20 protein-coding genes and 1 pseudogene are annotated in these 21,543 nt (G+C 31.9%); 12 read left to right on the top strand and 9 right to left on the bottom strand.

Translation table 11 applies throughout. The annotated features are described in order from the left end of the window. Positions 1-191 precede the first annotated feature (191 nt). The 3 genes from MHI13_RS15835 (at position 192) to MHI13_RS15825 (ending at position 3,910) form a co-directional block, all read left to right on the top strand. Positions 192-1,544, top strand: a complete 1,353-nt coding sequence (locus tag MHI13_RS15835) for a hemolysin family protein (protein ID WP_064210441.1) — start codon at positions 192-194, stop codon at positions 1,542-1,544. A gap of 200 nt (positions 1,545-1,744) precedes the next feature. Then, complete coding sequence (locus MHI13_RS15830) at positions 1,745-2,584, top strand: aldo/keto reductase (protein ID WP_064210442.1); 840 nt, start codon at positions 1,745-1,747, stop codon at positions 2,582-2,584. A 216-nt stretch (positions 2,585-2,800) separates the two neighbouring features. Beyond that, positions 2,801-3,910: a glycosyltransferase family 2 protein gene (locus MHI13_RS15825; RefSeq protein ID WP_047795964.1), complete on the top strand. Its 1,110-nt coding sequence runs from the start codon at positions 2,801-2,803 to the stop codon at positions 3,908-3,910. Here MHI13_RS15825 and MHI13_RS15820 read toward each other — a convergent pair. The 8 genes and pseudogenes from MHI13_RS15820 to queC all read right to left on the bottom strand — a co-directional run. Then, positions 3,911-4,957 (bottom strand): annotated as a pseudogene (locus MHI13_RS15820) (sensor histidine kinase); the annotation flags it as partial. It abuts the gene before it with no gap. A 2-nt stretch (positions 4,958-4,959) separates the two neighbouring features. Next, positions 4,960-5,649 carry a response regulator transcription factor SaeR gene (gene saeR / locus MHI13_RS15815; RefSeq protein WP_064210443.1) on the bottom strand — a complete coding sequence of 230 codons (690 nt, stop codon included), beginning with the start codon at positions 5,647-5,649 and terminating at the stop codon, positions 4,960-4,962. Beyond that, positions 5,624-6,097, bottom strand: a complete 474-nt coding sequence (locus MHI13_RS15810; protein ID WP_002433139.1) for a DoxX family membrane protein — start codon at positions 6,095-6,097, stop codon at positions 5,624-5,626. Before MHI13_RS15810 ends, saeR begins: the two co-directional genes overlap by 26 nt. A gap of 51 nt (positions 6,098-6,148) precedes the next feature. Then, entirely contained in the window at positions 6,149-6,586 is a 438-nt protein-coding gene (locus MHI13_RS15805) for a DM13 domain-containing protein (RefSeq protein WP_030059103.1), read from the bottom strand. Positions 6,587-6,866: 280 nt separating this feature from the next. Further along, positions 6,867-7,466: a hypothetical protein gene (locus tag MHI13_RS15800; RefSeq protein ID WP_002433459.1), complete on the bottom strand. Its 600-nt coding sequence runs from the start codon at positions 7,464-7,466 to the stop codon at positions 6,867-6,869. 99 nt (positions 7,467-7,565) lie between these two features. Then, positions 7,566-8,279 carry a 7-carboxy-7-deazaguanine synthase QueE gene (queE, locus tag MHI13_RS15795; RefSeq protein ID WP_064210444.1) on the bottom strand — a complete coding sequence of 238 codons (714 nt, stop codon included), beginning with the start codon at positions 8,277-8,279 and terminating at the stop codon, positions 7,566-7,568. A gap of 3 nt (positions 8,280-8,282) precedes the next feature. Next, positions 8,283-8,702, bottom strand: a complete 420-nt coding sequence (queD, locus tag MHI13_RS15790; RefSeq protein ID WP_002433142.1) for a 6-carboxytetrahydropterin synthase QueD — start codon at positions 8,700-8,702, stop codon at positions 8,283-8,285. A 1-nt stretch (position 8,703) separates the two neighbouring features. Continuing rightward, positions 8,704-9,375 carry a 7-cyano-7-deazaguanine synthase QueC gene (gene queC, locus MHI13_RS15785; RefSeq protein ID WP_002433505.1) on the bottom strand — a complete coding sequence of 224 codons (672 nt, stop codon included), beginning with the start codon at positions 9,373-9,375 and terminating at the stop codon, positions 8,704-8,706. Between the two features lie 305 nt (positions 9,376-9,680). Here queC and MHI13_RS15780 point away from each other — a divergent pair, with 305 nt between their 5' ends. The 7 genes from MHI13_RS15780 (at position 9,681) to ltaS (ending at position 16,521) form a co-directional block, all read left to right on the top strand. Next, positions 9,681-10,268: an anthranilate synthase component II gene (locus MHI13_RS15780; protein ID WP_064210445.1), complete on the top strand. Its 588-nt coding sequence runs from the start codon at positions 9,681-9,683 to the stop codon at positions 10,266-10,268. After that, entirely contained in the window at positions 10,258-11,412 is a 1,155-nt protein-coding gene (gene pabB / locus MHI13_RS15775; RefSeq protein WP_340761489.1) for an aminodeoxychorismate synthase component I, read from the top strand. The genes MHI13_RS15780 and pabB overlap by 11 nt, the downstream gene beginning before the upstream one ends. Position 11,413: 1 nt before the next feature. Continuing rightward, a complete protein-coding gene (locus tag MHI13_RS15770) occupies positions 11,414-12,022 on the top strand; it encodes an aminotransferase class IV (RefSeq protein WP_064210446.1) in 609 nt (202 codons plus the stop codon). A 45-nt stretch (positions 12,023-12,067) separates the two neighbouring features. Then, positions 12,068-12,274, top strand: a complete 207-nt coding sequence (locus MHI13_RS15765) for a hypothetical protein (protein ID WP_064210447.1) — start codon at positions 12,068-12,070, stop codon at positions 12,272-12,274. A gap of 18 nt (positions 12,275-12,292) precedes the next feature. Next, complete coding sequence (locus MHI13_RS15760; protein ID WP_002433099.1) at positions 12,293-13,003, top strand: 5-oxoprolinase subunit B family protein; 711 nt, start codon at positions 12,293-12,295, stop codon at positions 13,001-13,003. Next, a complete protein-coding gene (locus tag MHI13_RS15755; protein WP_002433206.1) occupies positions 12,987-13,991 on the top strand; it encodes a 5-oxoprolinase subunit C family protein in 1,005 nt (334 codons plus the stop codon). Before MHI13_RS15760 ends, MHI13_RS15755 begins: the two co-directional genes overlap by 17 nt. 589 nt (positions 13,992-14,580) lie before the next feature. Then, positions 14,581-16,521, top strand: coding sequence for a polyglycerol-phosphate lipoteichoic acid synthase LtaS (ltaS, locus tag MHI13_RS15750; protein ID WP_002433215.1), 1,941 nt, complete (start codon positions 14,581-14,583; stop codon positions 16,519-16,521). Between the two features lie 178 nt (positions 16,522-16,699). Here the strand turns inward: ltaS and MHI13_RS15745 are convergent, their stop codons facing one another. Further along, on the bottom strand, positions 16,700-17,515 hold the full coding sequence (locus MHI13_RS15745; protein WP_064210448.1) for a ZIP family metal transporter: 816 nt from the start codon (positions 17,513-17,515) through the stop codon (positions 16,700-16,702). A gap of 121 nt (positions 17,516-17,636) precedes the next feature. Here MHI13_RS15745 and MHI13_RS15740 point away from each other — a divergent pair, with 121 nt between their 5' ends. Beyond that, complete coding sequence (locus MHI13_RS15740) at positions 17,637-19,526, top strand: ABC-F family ATP-binding cassette domain-containing protein (protein WP_193750983.1); 1,890 nt, start codon at positions 17,637-17,639, stop codon at positions 19,524-19,526. A 10-nt stretch (positions 19,527-19,536) separates the two neighbouring features. Next, positions 19,537-21,318, top strand: coding sequence for a DNA helicase RecQ (recQ, locus tag MHI13_RS15735; RefSeq protein WP_193750984.1), 1,782 nt, complete (start codon positions 19,537-19,539; stop codon positions 21,316-21,318). The last annotated feature ends 225 nt before the right edge of the window (positions 21,319-21,543 follow it).

Genomic DNA, 21,543 nt, shown 5'->3' with positions numbered 1-21,543 from the left:
TTGAGTTTATATTTAACATTCTAGAAACGATGTATGATAAAATAGAAGAAATTACATTTTTTTCGGGGGTGTCACGATGGGAAGGTCTTAACATGTAGTCGTCACTTATTTAATAACGATGATTTTAAAAACGTGTTACCTATGCGTGACACATATAATATGGAGGTGAATCCCTAGAAATAGGGAATTAATTGGAAACTTCGACCATAATTAGTTTAATCACATTTTTTCTTTTGATTGCATTAACTACAGTATTCGTTGGATCTGAATTCGCACTTGTTAAAGTGAGATCGACGCGAATTGAACAATTAGTTGAAGAAGGAAATAGAAGCGCAAAAATAGTCAAAAAAATGATAGCTAACTTAGATTATTACCTATCTGCATGTCAGTTAGGTATCACAGTTACATCATTAGGTTTAGGTTGGTTAGGGGAACCTACTTTTGAAAAGTTATTACATCCTCTATTCGACTTATTGCATTTACCTGATGCATTAACTACGACAATTTCATTTGTTATATCATTTATTGTTGTGACTTATTTACACGTGGTATTAGGTGAATTAGCACCTAAATCATTTGCGATTCAACATACTGAACAACTCGCATTACTTTATTCAAGACCACTTTATTACTTCGGTAATATCATGAAACCATTAATTTGGTTAATGAATGGTTCGGCACGTGTGATTGTAAGAATGTTTGGTTTCGATCCAGACGCCCAATCGGATGCGATGTCAGAGGAAGAAATTAAAATTATTATAAATAACAGTTATAACGGCGGAGAAATCAATCAAACAGAGCTTGCATATATGCAGAATATCTTTTCATTTGACGAACGCCATGCGAAAGATATCATGGTACCACGTACGCAAATGGTTACACTCAATGAACCATTTAACGTGGATGAGTTACTTGAAACGATAAAAGAACATCAATTTACCCGTTATCCTATCACTGAAGATGGGGATAAAGACCATGTAAAAGGATTTATAAATGTTAAAGAATTTTTAACAGAATATGCTTCAGGTAAACCGATTAAAATTGCAAACTACATTCATGAGTTGCCAATGATTTCAGAAACTACTCGCATAAGTGATGCACTTATAAGAATGCAAAGAGAACATGTGCATATTAGTTTAATCATTGACGAATACGGTGGCACAGCTGGTATCTTGACTATGGAAGATATTCTAGAAGAAATCGTTGGTGAAATTCGTGATGAGTTTGATGATGATGAAGTGAATGACATCGTTAAATTGGACGATTCAACATATCAGATTAATGGTCGTGTACTATTAGATGACCTTAATGAACAATATGGTATCGAATTTGAAGATTCTGAAGACATAGATACAATTGGTGGTTGGCTTCAATCACGCAATACGAATTTACAAAAAGATGATTATGTTGATACTGAGTATGATCGTTGGGTTATTACTGAAATCGACAATCATCAAATTATTTGGATCAATTTAAAATATGAATTTAATAATCATCGACCATCTGTAGATGAAGAAGATGAAAGTGAAAATTCTGATTCATAATGCTTTTAAGGCGCTTAAACCTAATGTTTAAGCGTCTTTATTTGTATCTCATATAGGCGATAAGTTATGCTTAATGACACAATTTAAAAGAAATATTTCAAATCATTCATGATGGAAGAACGCAACAAACTTAATTTTTAATAAATCATATGTTTGTTCCAAACCTATGAAAAGTTTGGATAAAAAGGAGAGAAATATAAATGGTAAATGATACACAAGTTTTAAATAATGGATATCCAATGCCTTCAATTGGTTTAGGTGTTTATAAAATTACTGATGAAGATATGGAAAATGTAGTGAATACTGCTATAGAAACAGGTTATCGTGCTTTTGATACTGCATATTTTTATGGAAATGAAGTAGCATTAGGTAAAGCTTTACAGAATTCAGGAGTAGATAGAGAAGATTTATTTATTACATCTAAATTATGGAATGATTATCAAGGATATGACAATACGATTGAATATTTTAATCACTCCTTAGAAAACTTAGGTTTAGACTATATTGATCTATTTCTAATTCACTGGCCATGCGAAAAAGATGGTTTGTACATAGAATCTTATAAAGCCATAGAAAAACTATATGAAGAAGGTAAAATTAAAGCTATTGGAGTTTGTAACTTTAAAAAGCATCATTTGGAAAAGTTAATGAAGGAAACGGAAGTAGTTCCTCAAGTTAACCAAATAGAATTACATCCTTATTTCAACCAGGAAGACGTTCAAGAATTTTGTGATGACCATGACATTAAGGTAACTGCATGGATGCCTCTAATGAGAAATAGAGGTTTATTAGATGATCCGACAATAGTAGATATAGCGAAACGTTATGATAAAACGCCTGCTCAAATTGTTTTACGCTGGCATTTAGCACATAATCGAATGATTATACCTAAATCAAAGACACCAGAACGAATTAAAGAAAACTTTGATATATTGGATTTTAACTTAGAACTCACAGATGTTGCGGAAATTGATAGTTTAAATAAAGGTGCACGTCAAGGTAAAGACCCCGATGAGGTGAGTATTGGAGATTTGAAATAGTATCAAGCATAGTGATGATTGACTGCGTAAACTTTAAAAAAGTTCTATTTTTTACATTATTTTTGAAGAAAATATATTTATTAATTTATAATAAAGGGTAGGAATAAGTATTGAGCTAAAGTTAAGATTATGTAAATAAATAGTTTTGGCTAGAATATACTATTAAGAAATTGATAAAATATTATTAAATCAATTTATAGAAAAGGATGTAATCAGATGAAAGTCAGAGTCATCGTTCCTTGTTATAACGAAGGCGAAGTCGTATTAAAAACTTATGACAAATTGACTGAAATTATGTCGAAGGATAGTTCAGTTAAAAACTATGAATACGATTTATTATTTATTGATGATGGTAGCAAGGACACTACGATTGACCATTTACAAAATCTTGCTGCTTACGATAGCCATGTTAAGTTTCTATCATTTAGTAGAAATTTCGGAAAAGAAGCTGCAATGATTGCTGGTTATCAAAATAGCACTGATCATGATGCTGTAGTGATGATTGATGGCGATTTACAACATCCTCCTGAATATATACCTCAAATGGTTGAAGGATATTTAGAGGGATATGATCAAGTTATTGCTAAAAGAGACCGTAAAGGTGAAAACTTCGCTCGCAAATCTATGTCTCGTTTTTATTATAAAATGATCAATACTTTTGTAGAGGATATTCAATTTGAGGATGGTGTGGGTGACTTTAGATTACTAAGCCAACGTGCGGTGCAAGCCTTAACATCACTTGATGAGTATAATCGTTTTTCGAAAGGATTATTTGAGTGGATAGGTTATAATACTAAGATATTCACTTATGAAAATGTGACACGTGAAGCAGGCGAATCGAAGTGGACATTCAGAAAACTATTAAATTATGGTATTGATGGTTTGATTTCATTTAATAATAAGCCATTGCGTATGATGATTTATTTAGGAATGTTTACTTTCTCAATTAGTATTTTATATATCGTCTATTTATTTATTAATATTTTAATTTCAGGTATTAACATACCTGGTTATTTCACAACTATTGCTGCGATCCTCCTATTAGGGGGGATACAACTTATATCTATTGGCGTGATAGGTGAATATATCGGTCGTATATACTATGAAGTTAAACATAGACCGAAATATATTGTACAAGCGACTAATCTTAAACCTATTGATAATGAATCTAGTCAGAAACAAACACATAATAAAGTTGAAACACCACAATATAAAAATAGAGATGACTATTATAAATTGAGTACTTATCGTAGGGAAAGTGCGCAAGTTAAGTCTAATACACAAGCTAATAAGCAACAAGATCGTTATAAAGAACATGTTTATTAAAGAAAAGTTAAACTTTTTTAATGTAAGCATCATAGTTGTTCCCACATTAAGTTCACTTTCTACTGATATTGAGGCATCGATTTGTTGTGCAAGTTCACTGGCAATGTATAATCCTAGTCCCGAACCGCCTGTTTTCGTATTTCTTGAATCTTCTACTCTAAATGTTCTTTCAAAGATGCGAGATTGAAGTTCATGCATAATACCAATGCCTTCATCTTTTATAGCTATATTAATGCTATCTTTATTAGCATTTTCAGAAATAATAATATCAATTCGACTTCCATAATTAGAAAACTTTAATGCGTTATCTAATAAATTAGTCAAAATACGTTCTAAAGGAGGTCGATATTGATAAAAAGCATCAATACGACTACAGAAATTAACTTCCAATGATCGATGTTCAAGTTTAATACGTTGTTCGTAGGTTTGTAATATATTTACAAGTAACTGATCCAATTGAATTAATTCTAATGGATAGGAACGACCTGTGTTAAGTGATATCACATGTGTCATATCATCAAATAAGGTGGATAGACGGTTGGCCTGTTTAATTAACGTCTCATAGGCTGCATGTACTTCTTGCTGTTCTTGGATGACTCCATCACGTAAACCTTCAGTATATGAAATAATTCCTGCAAGTGGTGTCTTTAAATCATGGGCAAGATTTTGAATAATTTCAGTTTTTTCCTGTTGTTCATTTTTAATCATGTCCATTTGTTTAGTGATTTCATCTGCCATTTTATTGAATGAGTCATTTAATTCTCTAATTTCTCTGGGTGATTGGAAAGTATCATCATCTATTAAATGCTCACCGTTGACAAACTGTTTCGTCTTAATGTTGAATTGTTTAATTTTCTGGATTAAAGGATTAATAAAGATACTGCATATTAATAGTGTTAAACAACTTGTAATCATTGTCGTAATGCTTAAGCTTAATGTCATGTGACCATTGAACCACATAAGTTTATACGCAATGACCAGTATAATGGTTGTTAAGAGTACACTGGAAATAACGCCGATAGCGATTTGGCTACGAATAGAGAACATGCTTATCGGCTCCTTTCAAATTTATATCCTAACCCCCATACCGTTGTTATTGTATATGAGATGAAATGATGTTTCTCTAATTTTTCTCGTATGCGATGGATATGAACATTAACAGTATTTGCATCCTCGTAGTAATCATATCCCCAAACATTTTCTAAAAGTTCTGACTTGGAAATGACTTCATTTTCACGAGAGGCAAGGTACCATAATAATTCAAACTCTTTAATACGCATAGGAATTTCTTCACTATTTATGGTTAATGTTTTACTTTGATTTTTCAAAATGAGACCGTTAAATTCAAGTTGCTCGGTCTGATGATTAGATTGATATTTACTAATACGTGCAAGTAAATTATTTGTCCGTAATACTAGTTCTCTAGGGCTAAATGGTTTCTTAACATAATCATCAGCGCCTAATGTTAAAGCGTAAATTGTGTCGTGTTCTTGTGTCTTAGCTGTTAAGTAAATAAAAGGAATATCAAGTTGCTGCGCCTTCATTTCTTTTACAATATCGTAACCTGAAACTTCAGGCATCATAATATCTAAAATCATGACATCGATTTCTGATGACAGCAATTTGATAGCTTCTTTACCATTTGTTGTCGTTGTTACGTGATAACCTTCATATTCAAAATAAGTCTGACAAATATCTACAATATCTTGCTCATCATCTACGATTAGTAAGTGGGTCATGCTTGTCTTCACCTCGGTTGTTACGTACTCTTAATTGAGTGATAACTTCTTTAAGTGAAATCTTGTTAATTAGTGAGTGACTCATTAATAAGATTATAAAGAATGCTAATTGTAAAGGGTACGTAAAAATCATATCTGCTAAGATATAATTTATCATAACAAAGGCACCAAAGAAACTTGCAGTATAAGCCAAAACGCCTAAGATTAAACCTAGACCGATTGCCATTTCTCCTAACGGGATAATGAAGTTAAATAAACCTGTGGAATGGGAGACAATATTTTCGAAAAACCATTTATACCATTGCGGAGAATCTGTATTATCGCGAATGACAGGTACTAGACCATTAAGTGTGAAATCGCCTGTAAACTTCTCCAAACCTTGCCGGAAAATGACAATTCCAGAACCTACGCGAATGATAAAAATTATTAATAAACTTAACTTGTTCATAGTTTTTCCTCTCTCTTTCTCTCAATACAAACATATGAATATGTGATTAAGTTATTTTAATTTTGCGCCACCGAAAATGACATGAGCCTTTTCACAATAAATTGTTACTTCGTTGTATTTATTTAAATCAATGTTTTTTAAATTAAATGTTTGTTGAGATTTGTTGTAATCCACTGTTGAAATTTTCTTTCCTGATTTAATATTGCCATCTTTCGTTAAGTATACATATAGGTCTGGTCCTTTAGATGACTTATAGTCTTTAAGCATCAATTTGCCATTTTCAATTTTTGCTGTACCTTCGACCTTTTCGCCGTTTTTAGATTTAAATGTACCAGATAATTTTTTTGATTTATCAGTTTTAACTTTGCTTTCTTCTTGTTGTTTATCTTTATCGTGAGCATGTTCATTATTTGAATTAGAATTTCCACAAGCTCCTAAAGTAAGGGATGTCACAATTGCGCTTACTGCTAATAAATATTTGGTATTCATGATGTATTCCTCTTTTCTATTTGTATTTAAGATAAGTTTAATCGGAGTAACAAATATAAACCATTAACTTTTTATTAACTACATTTAAAAAAGAATTAAATCAAAATAATTATTATTTATAGATTTAAGTATTAATGTGATTTTAAAGATTAAAATGAAAAGTGGAGGATTAGAAGGTAAAAAAAGACTGAGATAACAATGATTATCTCAGTCCAAATATAGATGTTGGAAATAGGTGAGGAAATTAAGAGTTCTTATTACGATTAACAAAGTATAAGTATTATAAGTTTCCTTTCACAAAAAAGATACCTTGCCACAAAATATATGCTATGAATAGGAAGTAAATAATCACAAATACATACCAAAATGGTGTCAAAATCATCATTAAAGTCAATGATAAAATAATAATAATTGTACCAGTGGTGATAGGTCTTTTAACTTTTCGTAATAAAGACAAGTGTTCGATTTCAGATAACTTAAAGGTTCCTACAAATAGTAATACAGCGCCAATAATAAATATCGCTGGGGCTAAATAAGGTAAAGACATGTATACAGATTGTTCACTAGAAATATCAGTGATAAATTGAGCTAAACTGATGACTATGGCAAATATAGTAGCGATAAATTTTTGTTCTTTTATCAAAAATGGATATAATTTGTGATTTAAATATATCTGTAAAAATGTCCATACTAAAAATAAAATTGTAGTGAATAAAGTTATGAAATTAAACTTATCAATCACAAATATATCAATCACACAGTTGATTGATATTGATAATAATATGGAGCTAAACTTAAGTTGTTTGTATTGATGCCGATATAAGTCTAAACCGGTAACGAGTATGACAACGGCAATATTAATTAATATAAATATAATCATGTTGAACTCCTATCCATAATTCTTCATCTCAACATTATATCAATTAACATAAACTTAATCATTACATAACACTCAAGAAACTTTAACTTATTAATTATTTTAAACTCCTTTTTTATTACTCCACAATAATGTATGTAATTGTGGAAGTACATAAACATGGTTCATCTCATCACTTTCCATCACTCTGTCTACTAGTTTTTCATATCTTTCTAATAATTTATCAGTATGGTTTTCGACTTCATCTTCTAAATAGGGATTACCCACTTGAAGGTAAAATGGAATTGAAGGGTAACGATGGTGAATCATTGTTGCAAATTCATAATCTTCTTCATTAAATATAACAACTTTTAAATTAAGTGTGTCATGTACACATTGAGCAATAACTGAATCTAATATATCTAAATTTGGTTTCATCATTGAACTAGGTGGTTTAGGACTAATGGTTAAATCATTAATTTGAGTCATCCATGGTTGGAATTTACTTCCTTGTGTTTCTAATGCTGTATAAATATTTTTCTCTTCAAACAAATCTACTAAATCTTGAATTCCTTTAATTAGGGCTGGATTACCTCCTGAGATAGTGACATGATTAAAATGGTTGCCACCTACTTCGAGTAATTCTTCATAGATTTCTTCAGCCGTAAGTAGACGGATATCTTCCTTAGCACTACCATCCCAGGTGAATGCTGAGTCGCACCAACTACAACGATAATCACAACCAGCTGTACGCACAAACATCGTTTTACGGCCAATTACACGACCTTCGCCTTGAATCGTAGGTCCAAATACTTCTAAAACAGGAATCTTAGCCATAAATTACTGAGCATCCTTTGGTCTATAAACTACATAGCTTGTTGGTGTTTCACGTAAGAATACTTGAACACATTTAGGCTGATTATCACGTTTACTCAAGTAGTCTTTTACCATAGTATAAATTGTTTGTGCGACAATTTCTGTAGATGGATTTTTGCCTTTAAATGGTTCTAAATCATTTAATAAATGATGATCGAATTGATTGTGGATTAACTTTTTCAAATCGGCAAAGTTTACAAGAAAACCATTATGATCTAATTCATCCCCAGCTATAGTTATGTTTACGAAATACGTATGACCATGTGTCCTCATACATTTACCAGCATCTTCACAGGGGATATAATGTGCAGCAGAAAAATTAAAGTCTTTATTTAATTCGAATTGGTAGGGGTGTTCTACACTTGGATAGATTTGTTGTAACATATTACTCGACTCCTTTGCTTTCTAAATAATGATGTAAACCACGAGCTCTTAACTTGCAAGCAGGACACTCTCCACATCCATCTCCGATAACACCGTTATAACACGTTAATGTATTATGGCGTACATAATCTAATACACCTAATTCATCACTTAATTCCCATGTTTGGGCTTTATCTAGCCACATTAATGGAGTGTGAATGACAAAATCTTTATCCATTGAAAGGCTCAATGTCACATTCATTGATTTAATGAAACTGTCTCTACAATCTGGGTATCCTGAAAAGTCAGTTTCGCATACGCCAGTGATGATGTGTTTAGCATTAAGTTGGTAAGCTAAGGCTCCGGCAAATGATAAAAACAATAAATTACGTGCAGGAACAAATGTATTAGGTATACCATCATCATTTTCTTCAATCTCTAAATCATGTTGTGTTAATGCATTAGGTGTGAGTTGAGATAAAAGAGACATATCTAAGATATGATGTTTTAAATTTTGTTCATTTGCAATTTTTTTAGCGACTTCAATTTCAGTATCGTGTCTTTGACCATAGTTAAATGTGACAAGTTCTACTTCTTTAAAATGTTTTTTTGCATAAAATAAACAAGTCGTACTGTCTTGACCACCACTAAATACTACGATAGCTTTGTCTTTGTCTAAGGTACTTTTAGTCATAGCAATTACTCCTCATCATTAAAATTTGACATAAAAAAAGTCTATCTCTATAAAAAAGATAGACACGAGGATGTAAGAACACATATAGTTTTAATCATATAACCAAAAGTATATGTATACTCACATTCATTGGAGTTGAATACTCGTCTAGTTTTTTATAGAGGGTTTCGGCTAGGAACCTCTTTTTATTAATTTTGTACGCAAAATAGAATAAACGATATACTGTATAAAATCAAGTCACGTTCTGTGATAATAGAGTGACAAATATAATAAAATAATAAAATTTAATTTTTCGGAGCAAACTTATGATTGTAATGATAGATAACCATGATTCTTTTACTTATAATTTAATAGATTATCTTAAAGTTCAAACGACTGATGAGGTTAAAGTTATATCAGTTGATGAAGTATCAATTACAAAGCTTAAAAAGTTGAGTCCTAAAGCTATTATTATTTCACCTGGGCCCGGTAAACCAAGTGATTATCCGGTACTTTCAACCATTATTTCTCATTATGACCAACTTATTCCAATTCTTGGCGTTTGTTTAGGCTTCCAACTCATTGTTGAATATTATGGTGGTCGTATTATTCATAGCCCTAAACCTATACATGGTCATACCACTACTCTACGCCATATCAATGAAGGTATTTTCAAAGGACTTCCTCAAGAGTTTAACGTGATGAGATATCACTCATTAATGGTAGATCCAGAATACATACCAAACACTTTAAAGGTCACTGCGACTAATGACGAGAATGTTATTATGGCAGTTCAACATCAATATTTATCCATTTACGGTGTGCAATACCACCCAGAATCTATTTTAAGTGAATATGGCCATGACCAACTTAAATTATTTTTAAATGAGGCAGGCGTTGAATATGCATGTTGAATTCAATTACCGATATTTTGAAGATGAAGAAAGTTGTACGGATTATCATATTCTGATGGAAGAATGTCTAGATTCTAAGATTGCATACAGTGTTGAGGAAGTGGGGAATGTTATTCATTTTGCTGAAAATGAACAGCAAAAAGGTTACTATGTCGCAGTCTATATAGCGTATGAAGCGGCTCCATATTTTAATAAGTATATGTGTGTAAATACAACAGGAGAAGCAAAGATTTTAGCAGCTGCATACTCATTCAAGTGTGGTCGAGATGTAGAGAGAAATCGTCGTCAGGATGGTGCTCAAACAAATAATACTTTATCGCATCATTTTAAATTCATAGAAAGTGATGAAGCAATGATTAATAAAATAAAGCACATTCAAAAAGCCATAGTAGATGGCCATACATATCAAGTTAACTACACTACGCGATTAATTTCAGATATTCAGGTACCTATTAAAGCACTATATGACAAACTGAATAATCAACAAAATGGTAGTTATACAGCTCTAATCGATACACCAGATATAAAAGTAGCATCTATTTCTCCAGAGTTATTCTTTCAAAAAGGAAAATTTGGAGGTAAGAGCAACGTCATTGTCAGTAAACCTATGAAAGGAACTATGCCCAGAGGTCGAACTATAGAGGAAGACGAAACATTATATAATAAATTAAAGCATTCCGATAAAGATAGAGCCGAAAATGTCATGATAGTAGATTTGTTAAGAAATGATATTTCTCGAATTTCACAAAGTGGCACAGTTAATGTATACAAACCATTTATGATTGAGCGTTATAACACAGTATTTCAAATGACGAGCATGGTTACTGGGCAGCTGGAGTCAGATATGAAGCTCATAAATATTTTAACTGCTTTATTTCCTTGTGGATCAATTACAGGCGCACCTAAATTAAGTACCATGAAATATATTGAACAATTAGAATCATCCCCTCGCTCAATATATTGTGGAACGATAGGTATGTTACTACCAGAAGGACGTATGATTTTTAATATTCCAATACGTACGATTGAATATAGAAATCAAAGTGCAATCTATGGCGTTGGCGCTGGTATTACTATTGATTCTATCCCTGAAAATGAAGTTCAAGAATTTCACGACAAAACTAAAATCTTGGAGAATTTGTAAGATGCAATTATTTGAAACAATGAAACTTGAAGATGGTTGTATATATAGAGAAGTTTATCATTTAAAAAGAATTACAGAATCAAGCAAAGAGTTAAAATTTAATTTTGATCAACAGCAATGGTATGAGTTAACTCAAATAATAAAGACGACATATCCAAATGGCAAATATCGTTTGAAGTTAACTTTAGAACAAAATGGGCAATTAAATTATGTACTCGCACCTTTAGCAGATAAGACATTTTTTACAGCAAAAATAGTTCAAAGATCTCATCTAATAAAAGAATCGATTATCGTTAATAAAACTTCTGAACGTCATTATCTAGAACATAGTCATGAAACAGATTTAATACTTTTATATGATGAAAATGGTAAAATTTTGGAATTTGACATTGGCAACATTATGATCGAGGAAGGAAATGAATGGTACACACCATGTTATAACGATGACTTTCTACGAGGCTGTATGCGTCAATCACTTATTGATCAAGGTAAATTAAAAACGAAGAATATAGATATAGATGATTTTAGAAAGAAATTACAAAGAAAACAAATTAATGTCTATTTAATCAATAGTCTACGAGAGGTTGCCGATGTCAAAATTTATCTATAAAATTAATATGAAAGAAATTTGAATATTTAAAAGAAGAGGTAGCCTATGACAATTTTATGGTTAGTTATCTTAGTTGTGCTCACAATTTTAAATAAATATATTGTTCAAAAATTGTTATCGCAAAATAAAATGCTTTACGCACGAATTTGTGCAACGATAACTAGCCTATGTGCATGTCTATTGGTTTATCTTTTAATAAAATCGTTGATGCCGCATGTCATTGATTTAATGAATGTGTTTTATCATTACTAATTTGTATGAGGTGGAAATATGAAAATATACAGTCAAGGCGACCAAGCTATTGTTGTATCTATTGAAAAAGATGTATCTCAAAACCTTACAGAGGATTTATTAGCATTAAGATCATATTTAATTGATAAAGCATATCCATTTATTACTGAAATTGTACCTACAGAATCTGATTTGATGATTTGCTATGATGCTAGAGACATGATTAAACATCACAATATTCAATCACCATTTTTATATATGAAAGCTTTAATTGATTCAATACAAATGGAAATTAACCACCATGAAGGCGAACAACAACTTATTGAGGTACCCATCGTATATGGTGATGAATTTGGTCCAGACCTCCCTGAATTATTGAAGCATCTTAAACTTAAATTATCGGACTTTATACAATTACATACCGGTGCGAACTACTTTGTTTCAATGATGGGATATTCTCCTGGATTTCCATATTTAACGGGTATGCATAAAAAGTTACATGTTAATCATACGAGTAAACACAAAAAATTTATCCCAGCTGGTTCAGTAATTCTTGAGGGGAAAAAATGTGGAATTGTAACTACTGATACGTATAACGATTGGTTGGTTATAGGATATACACCACTTAAATTATTCTTTCCTAATCAAGAAGATTTTACGTTATTTAAATTAGGGGACAATGTAACTTTCAAAGCGAAAGAGAAAAACGATATAGAGCTAGGAGATTTTAAACATGTCAATCATAATTGAAAATAGTGGGCTATTTAGTAGTTTTCAAGATTTTGGGCGAGATGGTTATGAACATGACGGCGTTATACCTGGTGGGGCTTTAGATGATTTAGCTCATGAAATTGCAAACCGACTTGTAGCCAATGACAAAAATGAAGCTACGCTTGAAATGACACATAAAATGGCAACGATTCGTTTTACTGAACCTGCGTTGATTGCTTTAACTGGTGGTAATTTCAAAGCCGAAACTCAAAATATAAAAGTATACCCTAATAAATTATATCTGATAGAAAAAGGGGAAGTACTTAAATTTAAAGAAACAAGTCGCACCTCACGTGTATATCTAGCAATTGGTGGAGGATTTAAGTTAGATAGATGGCTTGATTCTACGTCTACAGATTTCAATGTTAAAATAGGTGGTTTTAGAGGAAGGAAATTGGAAAACGGGGATGAAGTAGAATTAAAACGTGACTATTCTAAACGTCATATTAAATTATTTGAAAACTTAGCTAAAACACGGACAACGGATTGGGGAATAGATGGATATGCACTATCCTTTAACTACATTTCAGACGTATTTCATGTAGTTAAGAACAAAGGTACCGAGGATTTTAAGAAGGATGCTATTCAACGTTTTACGTTAACTGATTATAAAGTATCTAGTAAAACGAATAGAGTAGGAATGTTATTAGATGGTCAGAAAATCAAAGCCTATTATGATGATATGCCGGCACATCAATCAGTTAAAAAAGGAACAATACAAGTTAAAAGAGATGGTACACCTATCGTCTTATTAAATGATCACTATACATTAGGAAGTTATCCTCAAATTGGAACAATAGCAAGTTATCATTTAACAAAGTTAGCTCAAAAACCTCAAGGGTCTAAATTAAAATTCCAATTTATAGATATTGAAACAGCGGAGAAGAATTTGATTAAGTATAGTAACTGGTTAAACCAGCTGTTTCATGGGATTGAGTATCGTATGCAACTTGAAATGATGAAATAGCTAGTTGAAGAGGATAAATTAAAGTTTTTTTATTAGCTAGTACTAAAGTATGATGAAATGAGTGGGATAAATAATTATAATTAGATATTGTTTTATAAAATCTTTGAGTCGCACAACTATTTGATTTATTTGTATTAGTGACAATAACATACTTTTATATCGTGTTTTTACTTGATATTTGTAACACATTACTATATATTTATAAATTGAACTATGTATTATTGTTACAATATGATTACAAACATCATAATTTCTTAATAAAAAGTTAACAACTTTAAAGTATGAGTTAGTACTAAACTTTATTACGAACTAGCTTACATTGAATTATAAATAATGAATTTTATAAAATGAATAAATAGTTATCAAACACTGAGCCAATGGAACATTAAAGGAAATAAAAATAACCAGTAAATATTGAATTGTCGGAAAGCGACAATATATCATTTTGATAATTAAGTATTAAATCCAAAGTACGTATTAAGTTTTATAATTAATTTCTGATTATCAACTTTGAAATTTTTTATTTGATTATTAAACATTGTGATAAATGTATAAAAATGATTTATTACTATTAACGGAGGAAACAAACATGAGTTTACCCAAAAAGAAAATTAGTCTTTTTGCGTTCTTCTTATTAACGGTATTCACGATTACCTTGAAGACGTATTTTTCATATTATGTTGATTTTTCTTTAGGTGTTAAGGGATTAGTTCAAAACTTAATATTACTTATGAATCCTTATAGTTTAATTGCACTAACTTTGAGTGTGTTCTTATTCTTTAAAGGTAAGAAAGCTTTCTGGTTCATGTTTATTGGGGGATTCCTATTAACGTTTCTACTTTATGCAAACGTTGTATACTTCCGATTCTTCTCAGACTTTTTAACATTTAGCACATTGAACCAAGCAGGTAACGTTGAATCAATGGGTGGCGCTGTCGGAGCATCATTTAAATGGTACGACTTCGTTTATTTCATTGATACGATTATTTACCTTATTATTTTAATTTTTAAACGTAATTGGTTGGATACAAGAGCATTTAGTAAGAAATTTGTTCCAGTTGTAATGGCAGCTTCAGTGGCATTATTCTTTTTAAACTTAGCATTTGCAGAAACAGATAGACCTGAATTATTAACTAGAACATTTGACCATAAATATCTTGTTAAATACTTAGGTCCTTATAACTTTACTGTTTATGATGGCGTAAAAACAATCCAAAACAATCAACAAAAGGCACTTGCTTCTGAAGATGATTTAACTAAAGTTTTAAATTATACAAAGCAAAAGCGCACTGAACCAAATCAAGAGTATTATGGTGTAGCGAAAAAGAAAAATATTATTAAAATACACTTGGAAAGTTTCCAAACTTTCTTAATTAACAAAAAGGTAAACGGTAAAGAAGTTACCCCATTCTTGAATAAATTATCAAGTGGTAAACAAGACTTTACTTATTTCCCTAACTTCTTCCATCAAACTGGACAAGGTAAAACATCCGATGCCGAGTTTACTATGGATAATAGTTTATATGGATTACCACAAGGTTCTGCATATTCACTTAAAGGCGATAACACTTATCAATCATTACCAGCTATTTTAGACCAAAAAGAAGGTTACACTTCAAACGTAATGCACGGTGACTATAAAACATTCTGGAACCGTGACCAAGTGTACAAACATTTTGGTATTGATAAGTTCTATGATGCAACATATTTTGATATGTCTGATGATAATATTGTTAACCTTGGTCTTAAAGATAAACCGTTCTTTAAAGCATCAGCTGACTATCAATCTAAAATGAAAAAACCGTTCTACTCTCATATGATTACATTAACGAACCACTATCCATTCACATTGGATGAAAAAGATGCATCAATTGATAAACCTAACACAGGTGACACAACAGTAGACGGTTATATTCAAACAGCACATTATCTTGACCAAGCTTTAGAAGAGTACATTACTGATCTTAAGAAAAAAGGTCTTTACGATAATTCAGTTATTATGATTTACGGTGACCATTATGGTATCTCTGAAAATCATAACAACGCTATGGAAAAACTATTAGGTGAGAAAATCACTCCAGCTAAATTTACTGATTTAAACCGTACTGGTTTCTGGTTGAAAATACCTGGTAAATCAGGTGGCGTAAATAAAGAGTATGCTGGCCAAATGGACGTTATGCCAACAATTCTGCACCTAGTAGGTATCGACAGTAAGAACTACTTAATGTTTGGTACAGACATGTTCTCTAAACAACATAATGATGTTGTACCATTTAGAAACGGTGACTTTATTACTAAAGATTATAAATACGTAAATGGTAAACTTTACTCAAATAAAGATAATGAATTACTAACGAAGAAACCTAAGGACTTCGACAAGAATAAGAAACAAGTTGAGAAAGATCTTGAAATGAGTGATAGCGTTCTTAACGGTGACTTATTCAGATTCTACAAAAATCCTGACTTCAAGAAAATTAACCCATCTAAGTATGAATACAAAACAGGTCCTAAAGGTAACGAGAAAAAATAATACTACACATCAATCTGGATTGAGTAGCTAAACCAAGTTTACTCAATCCAGATTTTTCCATTTCACAAAAAAAGAGGGCTATCAGATTCTTCGCGTATCGCGAAACAATTTATCTGATAGTCCTCTTTTTTATATAAGCAAAAATTAATCTAAATTAATTAATGTAACTTAAATACAACTAACCCAGAGCAACATCAAGTATCATCATAATCGTAAACCCAATCATTAAGCTCATTGTAGCTAAATCGGTATTATTACTAGATTGAGAATCTGGGATAAGTTCCTCAACGACGACAAAGATCATCGCACCAGCGGCAAAGGCTAATGCATAAGGTAAAACGGGATTTACAACTAAGATAGCAGCTGCACCAATTGTTGCAAAAATAGGCTCAACAATAGCCGAAGCTTGCCCATAATTGAAAGATTTCAATCGAGAAGCACCTGCAGCTCTGATTGGCATGGATAATGCAGCACCTTCAGGAATATTTTGAATACCAATACCTATAGCAAGACCTATTGCACCTAAGAAAGTGGCTTGTCCATTACCTGAGACAATGCCTCCAAACGCTACACCAATTGATAATCCCTCGGGAATATTATGTAGCGTAATTGCTAATACAAGTAATGTATTTTTACCGAGTGATGTTTTCACACCTTCACGCTGTTGATTTTTATCTTGAGCATTTTGATGAATATGAGGAATAACGTAATCTAATGCTCGAATAAAGAAGCCACCAAGAATAAAACCTATTGCAGCAGGAAGCCATGGAACCGAACTTCCTTTACTCGACTCAATAGCAGGTTCTAATAACGACCAAAAACTTGCCGCTATCATAATACCTGCTGCAAAACCTTGCATTGAGTTTAAAACTTTATCATTTACCTTCTTAAACACAAAAACAGCTGCCGCACCAAGCGCAGTTAATAACCACGTGATGATACCAGCTGTGAGTGCTTGAATATATGGTGGCAGATTTTCAAAGAATTGTGCCATAAGTATGTCTCCTTGTATCATTTAAGTCTAAAAAGGTGTATAATATATAGAACTGAATTAAGCTTAACAAAATTATTTTAAAAATTCGATAGTTGACAATATTCTTTATTTGAAAAGGAAGATAAGCATGGAAGCATATAAAATTGAACATTTAAATAAATCCTATGCAGATAAAGTCATATTCGACAATTTAAATTTATCTATCTCAGAACATGAAAGAATTGGTCTTGTAGGAATTAATGGTACAGGGAAGAGCACATTACTCAAGGTTATCGGTGGCATAGATGAAGATTTTACTGCAGATATTACTCACCCTAATCAATATCGAATACGTTATTCATCTCAGAAGCAAGATTTAGATGGAGATATGACAGTATTTGAAGCAGTATTAAGTTCGGACACACCTACATTAAGTATTATTAAAGCATACGAAAGTGCTGTAAATGCTTATGCAGCTGATCAAAGTGAAACAAAATTAAATACTATGATGCGTGCGCAAGAAGCAATGGATAGGAATGAAGCGTGGGACTATAATGCTGAAATTAAAACGATATTATCAAAATTAGGTATTAATGATACTAATAAATATGTTCGAGAGCTTTCAGGTGGTCAACAAAAACGTGTTGTTCTAGCTAAGACGCTTATTGAACAACCAGATTTATTGCTACTTGATGAGCCCACAAACCATTTAGATTTTGAGTCCATTAACTGGTTAATTAATTATGTAAAACAATACCCGCATACTGTTTTATTTGTAACCCACGATCGTTATTTCCTAAATGAAGTATCTACTCGTATCATTGAATTAGATAGAGGGAAGTTAAATGCATACCCAGGTAATTACGAAGATTACATAGCAATGCGTGCTGAAAATGAGATAATTGAACAAAAGCAACAGCAAAAGCAAAAAGCACTATATAAACAAGAATTAGCTTGGATGCGAGCGGGAGCTAAGGCGAGAACAACTAAACAACAAGCACGTATTAACCGATTTAATGATCTTGAATCAGAAGTAAAGAGTCACCATTCTCAAGATAAAGGAGAATTGAACCTTGCATATTCTAGGCTTGGTAAACAAGTTTATGAATTAGACCATGTAACGAAGTCGATTAAAGACAGAGTATTATTTAAAGATATTACTGAAATTATTCAAAGTGGGCAACACATAGGCGTTGTAGGGCCTAATGGTGCAGGTAAAACAACGTTACTAAATATACTAAGTAATGAGGACCATGACTTTGATGGAGAGTTAAAGATTGGGCAGACTGTTAAGGTAGCCTATTTTAAGCAAACAGAGGAAACGTTAAATCGCGACATTAGAATGATTGATTATTTACGTGAAGAAAGTGAAGTGGCTAAAGAGAAAGATGGAACTTCGATTTCTGTCACTCAATTATTAGAGCGATTCCTATTTCCAAGTTCTACTCATGGTAAGAAAATTTATAAACTATCCGGTGGAGAACAAAAAAGACTTTATTTATTACGTCTTTTAGTACATAAACCTAATGTACTTTTACTAGATGAGCCAACAAACGATTTAGATACTGAAACGCTCACTATTTTAGAGGATTATATCGATGATTTCGGTGGTTCTGTAATAACTGTTAGTCACGATCGATATTTTCTTAACAAAGTTGCACAAGAGTATTGGTATATTCATGATGGTTACATGGAAAAAATCAAAGGTACATTTGAAGATTATGAGGCTTATAAGAAAGAACAAGATAGGCAAACATCATTAGCTAAACAATCTGCACAACAATCTAAACAACAGGCGCAAACAAGAAAGAAATCAGGGTTATCTTATAAAGAAAAATTAGAATACGAAACAATTATGACACGTATTGAAGAGACGGAAGAAAGATTGGAAGTCATTGATGAAGAAATGGTAGCCGCTAGTGCGGATTATGGCAAAATCAAAGAACTAAATGAAGAAAAAGAACAACTTGAACAAACATATGAAGCAGACATCACAAGATGGAGTGAACTTGAGGAAATAAAAGAACAATAAGGGGAATGAAATCATGCAAGAAACTTTATCGCATTATTTTGGTTACGAAACATTTCGACCTGGACAAAAGGAGATTATAACCAAAATATTAGACCATCGCAATACGCTTGGAGTTCTTCCAACCGGTGGCGGTAAATCAATATGCTATCAAGTACCAGGACTAATGCTTGGGGGCACGACGATTGTTATAAGTCCACTTATTTCATTAATGAAAGACCAAGTTGATCAGCTCAAAGCGATGGGCATCAAAGCTGCTTATTTAAACAGTAGTCTGACTCAGAAGCAACAAAAAGAGGTTGAACAAGAACTTAAGCAGGGTGACATTCAATTCTTATATGTAGCACCTGAGAGATTTGAGAACTCTTATTTCTTAAATTTACTTCGAAAAGTTAATATTCATTTAGTTGCATTTGATGAAGCACATTGTATTTCTAAATGGGGTCATGATTTTAGACCAAGTTATCAAAGTGTTATTCACAGAGTATTTTCTTTACCTCAAGATTTCACGATTGTAGCGTTAACAGCTACCGCTACGGCTGAAGTTCAACAGGATATTATGGAAAAGTTAAACATCGGCAAACATGACGAAATTAAGACGAGCACGAAACGTCGCAATTTAATTTTCAGAGTGAACCCTACGTACCAACGTCAAAAATTTGTAGTGGACTACGTGACTAGTCATGAAGGGCAAGCAGGTATTATTTATTGTTCAACTCGTAAACAGGTTGAAGAGTTAAATGAAGCTTTAGAAAATGAAAACGTTAAAAGTACAATTTATCATGCTGGTCTCACAAATAAAGAACGTGAAGAAGCGCAAAACGATTTTCTATACGATCGTGTAGAAGTGGTTGTCGCTACAAATGCCTTTGGAATGGGAATAGATAAATCAAATGTGCGCTATGTGGTTCATTATAATATGCCTGGAGATATAGAATCTTATTATCAAGAAGCTGGACGTGCTGGTCGTGATGGTTTAAAAAGTGAATGTATCCTGTTATTTAGTGAACGAGATAAGGGCTTACATGAGTATTTTATTACTGTTTCACAAGCAGATGATGATTATAAGGATAAAATGGGTGAAAAACTTACTAAAATGCTTCAATATACGAAGACTAAGAAATGTCTCGAGGCAACGATTGTGCATTACTTTGAACCAAATGAAAATTTAGAAGAATGCGATCAATGCAGTAATTGTGTACAAGAAAATAAAACATATGATATGACACGTGAAGCTAAAATGATAATAAGTTGTATAGCTAGAATGAAACAACAAGAGAGCTATAGCGTTATTATCCAAGTATTAAGAGGCGAAATTACAGACTATATAAAATACAATGATTACGATCAACTTACAACTCATGGGTTGATGAAAAACTACACTACATCTGAATTAGCGCATTTAATTGACGAGTTACGTTTTAAAGGTTATCTCAATGAAAATGATGAAATCCTCATATGTGATATTTCAGTTAAAGATTTACTTAATGATAGTACGAAAGTTTATACTACGCCGTTTAAACAAAAAAGCAAAGAAAAGGTTTATATCAATACGGTCGAAGGTATCGATCGCGCACTTTATAGTGAACTTGTTGAAGTACGTAAACAACTTAGTGATAAATTAGATATCCCTCCAGTGAATATTTTTTCTGATTATACACTTGAAGAATTTGCGAAACGTAAACCAGAAACTAAACAAGAAATGATTTCAATAGATGGAGTAGGAAGCTATAAATTGAAGCATTACTGTCCAAAGTTTTTAGAAAAAATACAGACCTATAAAACAAGTATATAATACATTATCCTAACAACGACAAAGTCTATCTTATCTAGATTTTGTCGTTGTTTTTAAATTAACGCGTAATTTTTGAACTATTGACGATATCAAATTTGCAAAAATAAAATACTCTCTTCTAAAACGCCCATAAGTATATTTGATTCATATACTATTTTTAATAAGTGTAGAAAATTTGAAAAATTCAATAATATAAAGCTTAATAAAATGTTATTTTCTCATTAA

Source organism: Staphylococcus sp. FSL K6-0223 (genome assembly GCF_038008285.1).
Note: the sequence above shows the minus strand (reverse complement) of the source record. Positions and strands in the feature narration are given on the sequence as shown.

Bases quoted from the DNA above. Each gene is read 5' to 3' on its own strand.
- MHI13_RS15830 (WP_064210442.1), top strand. From the start codon at position 1,745: ATGGTAAATGATACACAAGTTTTAAATAATGGATATCCAATGCCTTCA.
- MHI13_RS15825 (WP_047795964.1), top strand. From the start codon at position 2,801: ATGAAAGTCAGAGTCATCGTTCCTTGTTATAACGAAGGCGAAGTCGTA.
- saeR (WP_064210443.1), bottom strand. From the start codon at position 5,649: ATGACCCACTTACTAATCGTAGATGATGAGCAAGATATTGTAGATATT.
- MHI13_RS15810 (WP_002433139.1), bottom strand. From the start codon at position 6,097: ATGAACAAGTTAAGTTTATTAATAATTTTTATCATTCGCGTAGGTTCT.
- MHI13_RS15805 (WP_030059103.1), bottom strand. From the start codon at position 6,586: ATGAATACCAAATATTTATTAGCAGTAAGCGCAATTGTGACATCCCTT.
- MHI13_RS15800 (WP_002433459.1), bottom strand. From the start codon at position 7,466: ATGATTATATTTATATTAATTAATATTGCCGTTGTCATACTCGTTACC.
- queE (WP_064210444.1), bottom strand. From the start codon at position 8,279: ATGGCTAAGATTCCTGTTTTAGAAGTATTTGGACCTACGATTCAAGGC.
- queD (WP_002433142.1), bottom strand. From the start codon at position 8,702: ATGTTACAACAAATCTATCCAAGTGTAGAACACCCCTACCAATTCGAA.
- queC (WP_002433505.1), bottom strand. From the start codon at position 9,375: ATGACTAAAAGTACCTTAGACAAAGACAAAGCTATCGTAGTATTTAGT.
- MHI13_RS15780 (WP_064210445.1), top strand. From the start codon at position 9,681: ATGATTGTAATGATAGATAACCATGATTCTTTTACTTATAATTTAATA.
- pabB (WP_340761489.1), top strand. From the start codon at position 10,258: ATGCATGTTGAATTCAATTACCGATATTTTGAAGATGAAGAAAGTTGT.
- MHI13_RS15770 (WP_064210446.1), top strand. From the start codon at position 11,414: ATGCAATTATTTGAAACAATGAAACTTGAAGATGGTTGTATATATAGA.
- MHI13_RS15765 (WP_064210447.1), top strand. From the start codon at position 12,068: ATGACAATTTTATGGTTAGTTATCTTAGTTGTGCTCACAATTTTAAAT.
- MHI13_RS15760 (WP_002433099.1), top strand. From the start codon at position 12,293: ATGAAAATATACAGTCAAGGCGACCAAGCTATTGTTGTATCTATTGAA.
- MHI13_RS15755 (WP_002433206.1), top strand. From the start codon at position 12,987: ATGTCAATCATAATTGAAAATAGTGGGCTATTTAGTAGTTTTCAAGAT.
- ltaS (WP_002433215.1), top strand. From the start codon at position 14,581: ATGAGTTTACCCAAAAAGAAAATTAGTCTTTTTGCGTTCTTCTTATTA.
- MHI13_RS15745 (WP_064210448.1), bottom strand. From the start codon at position 17,515: ATGGCACAATTCTTTGAAAATCTGCCACCATATATTCAAGCACTCACA.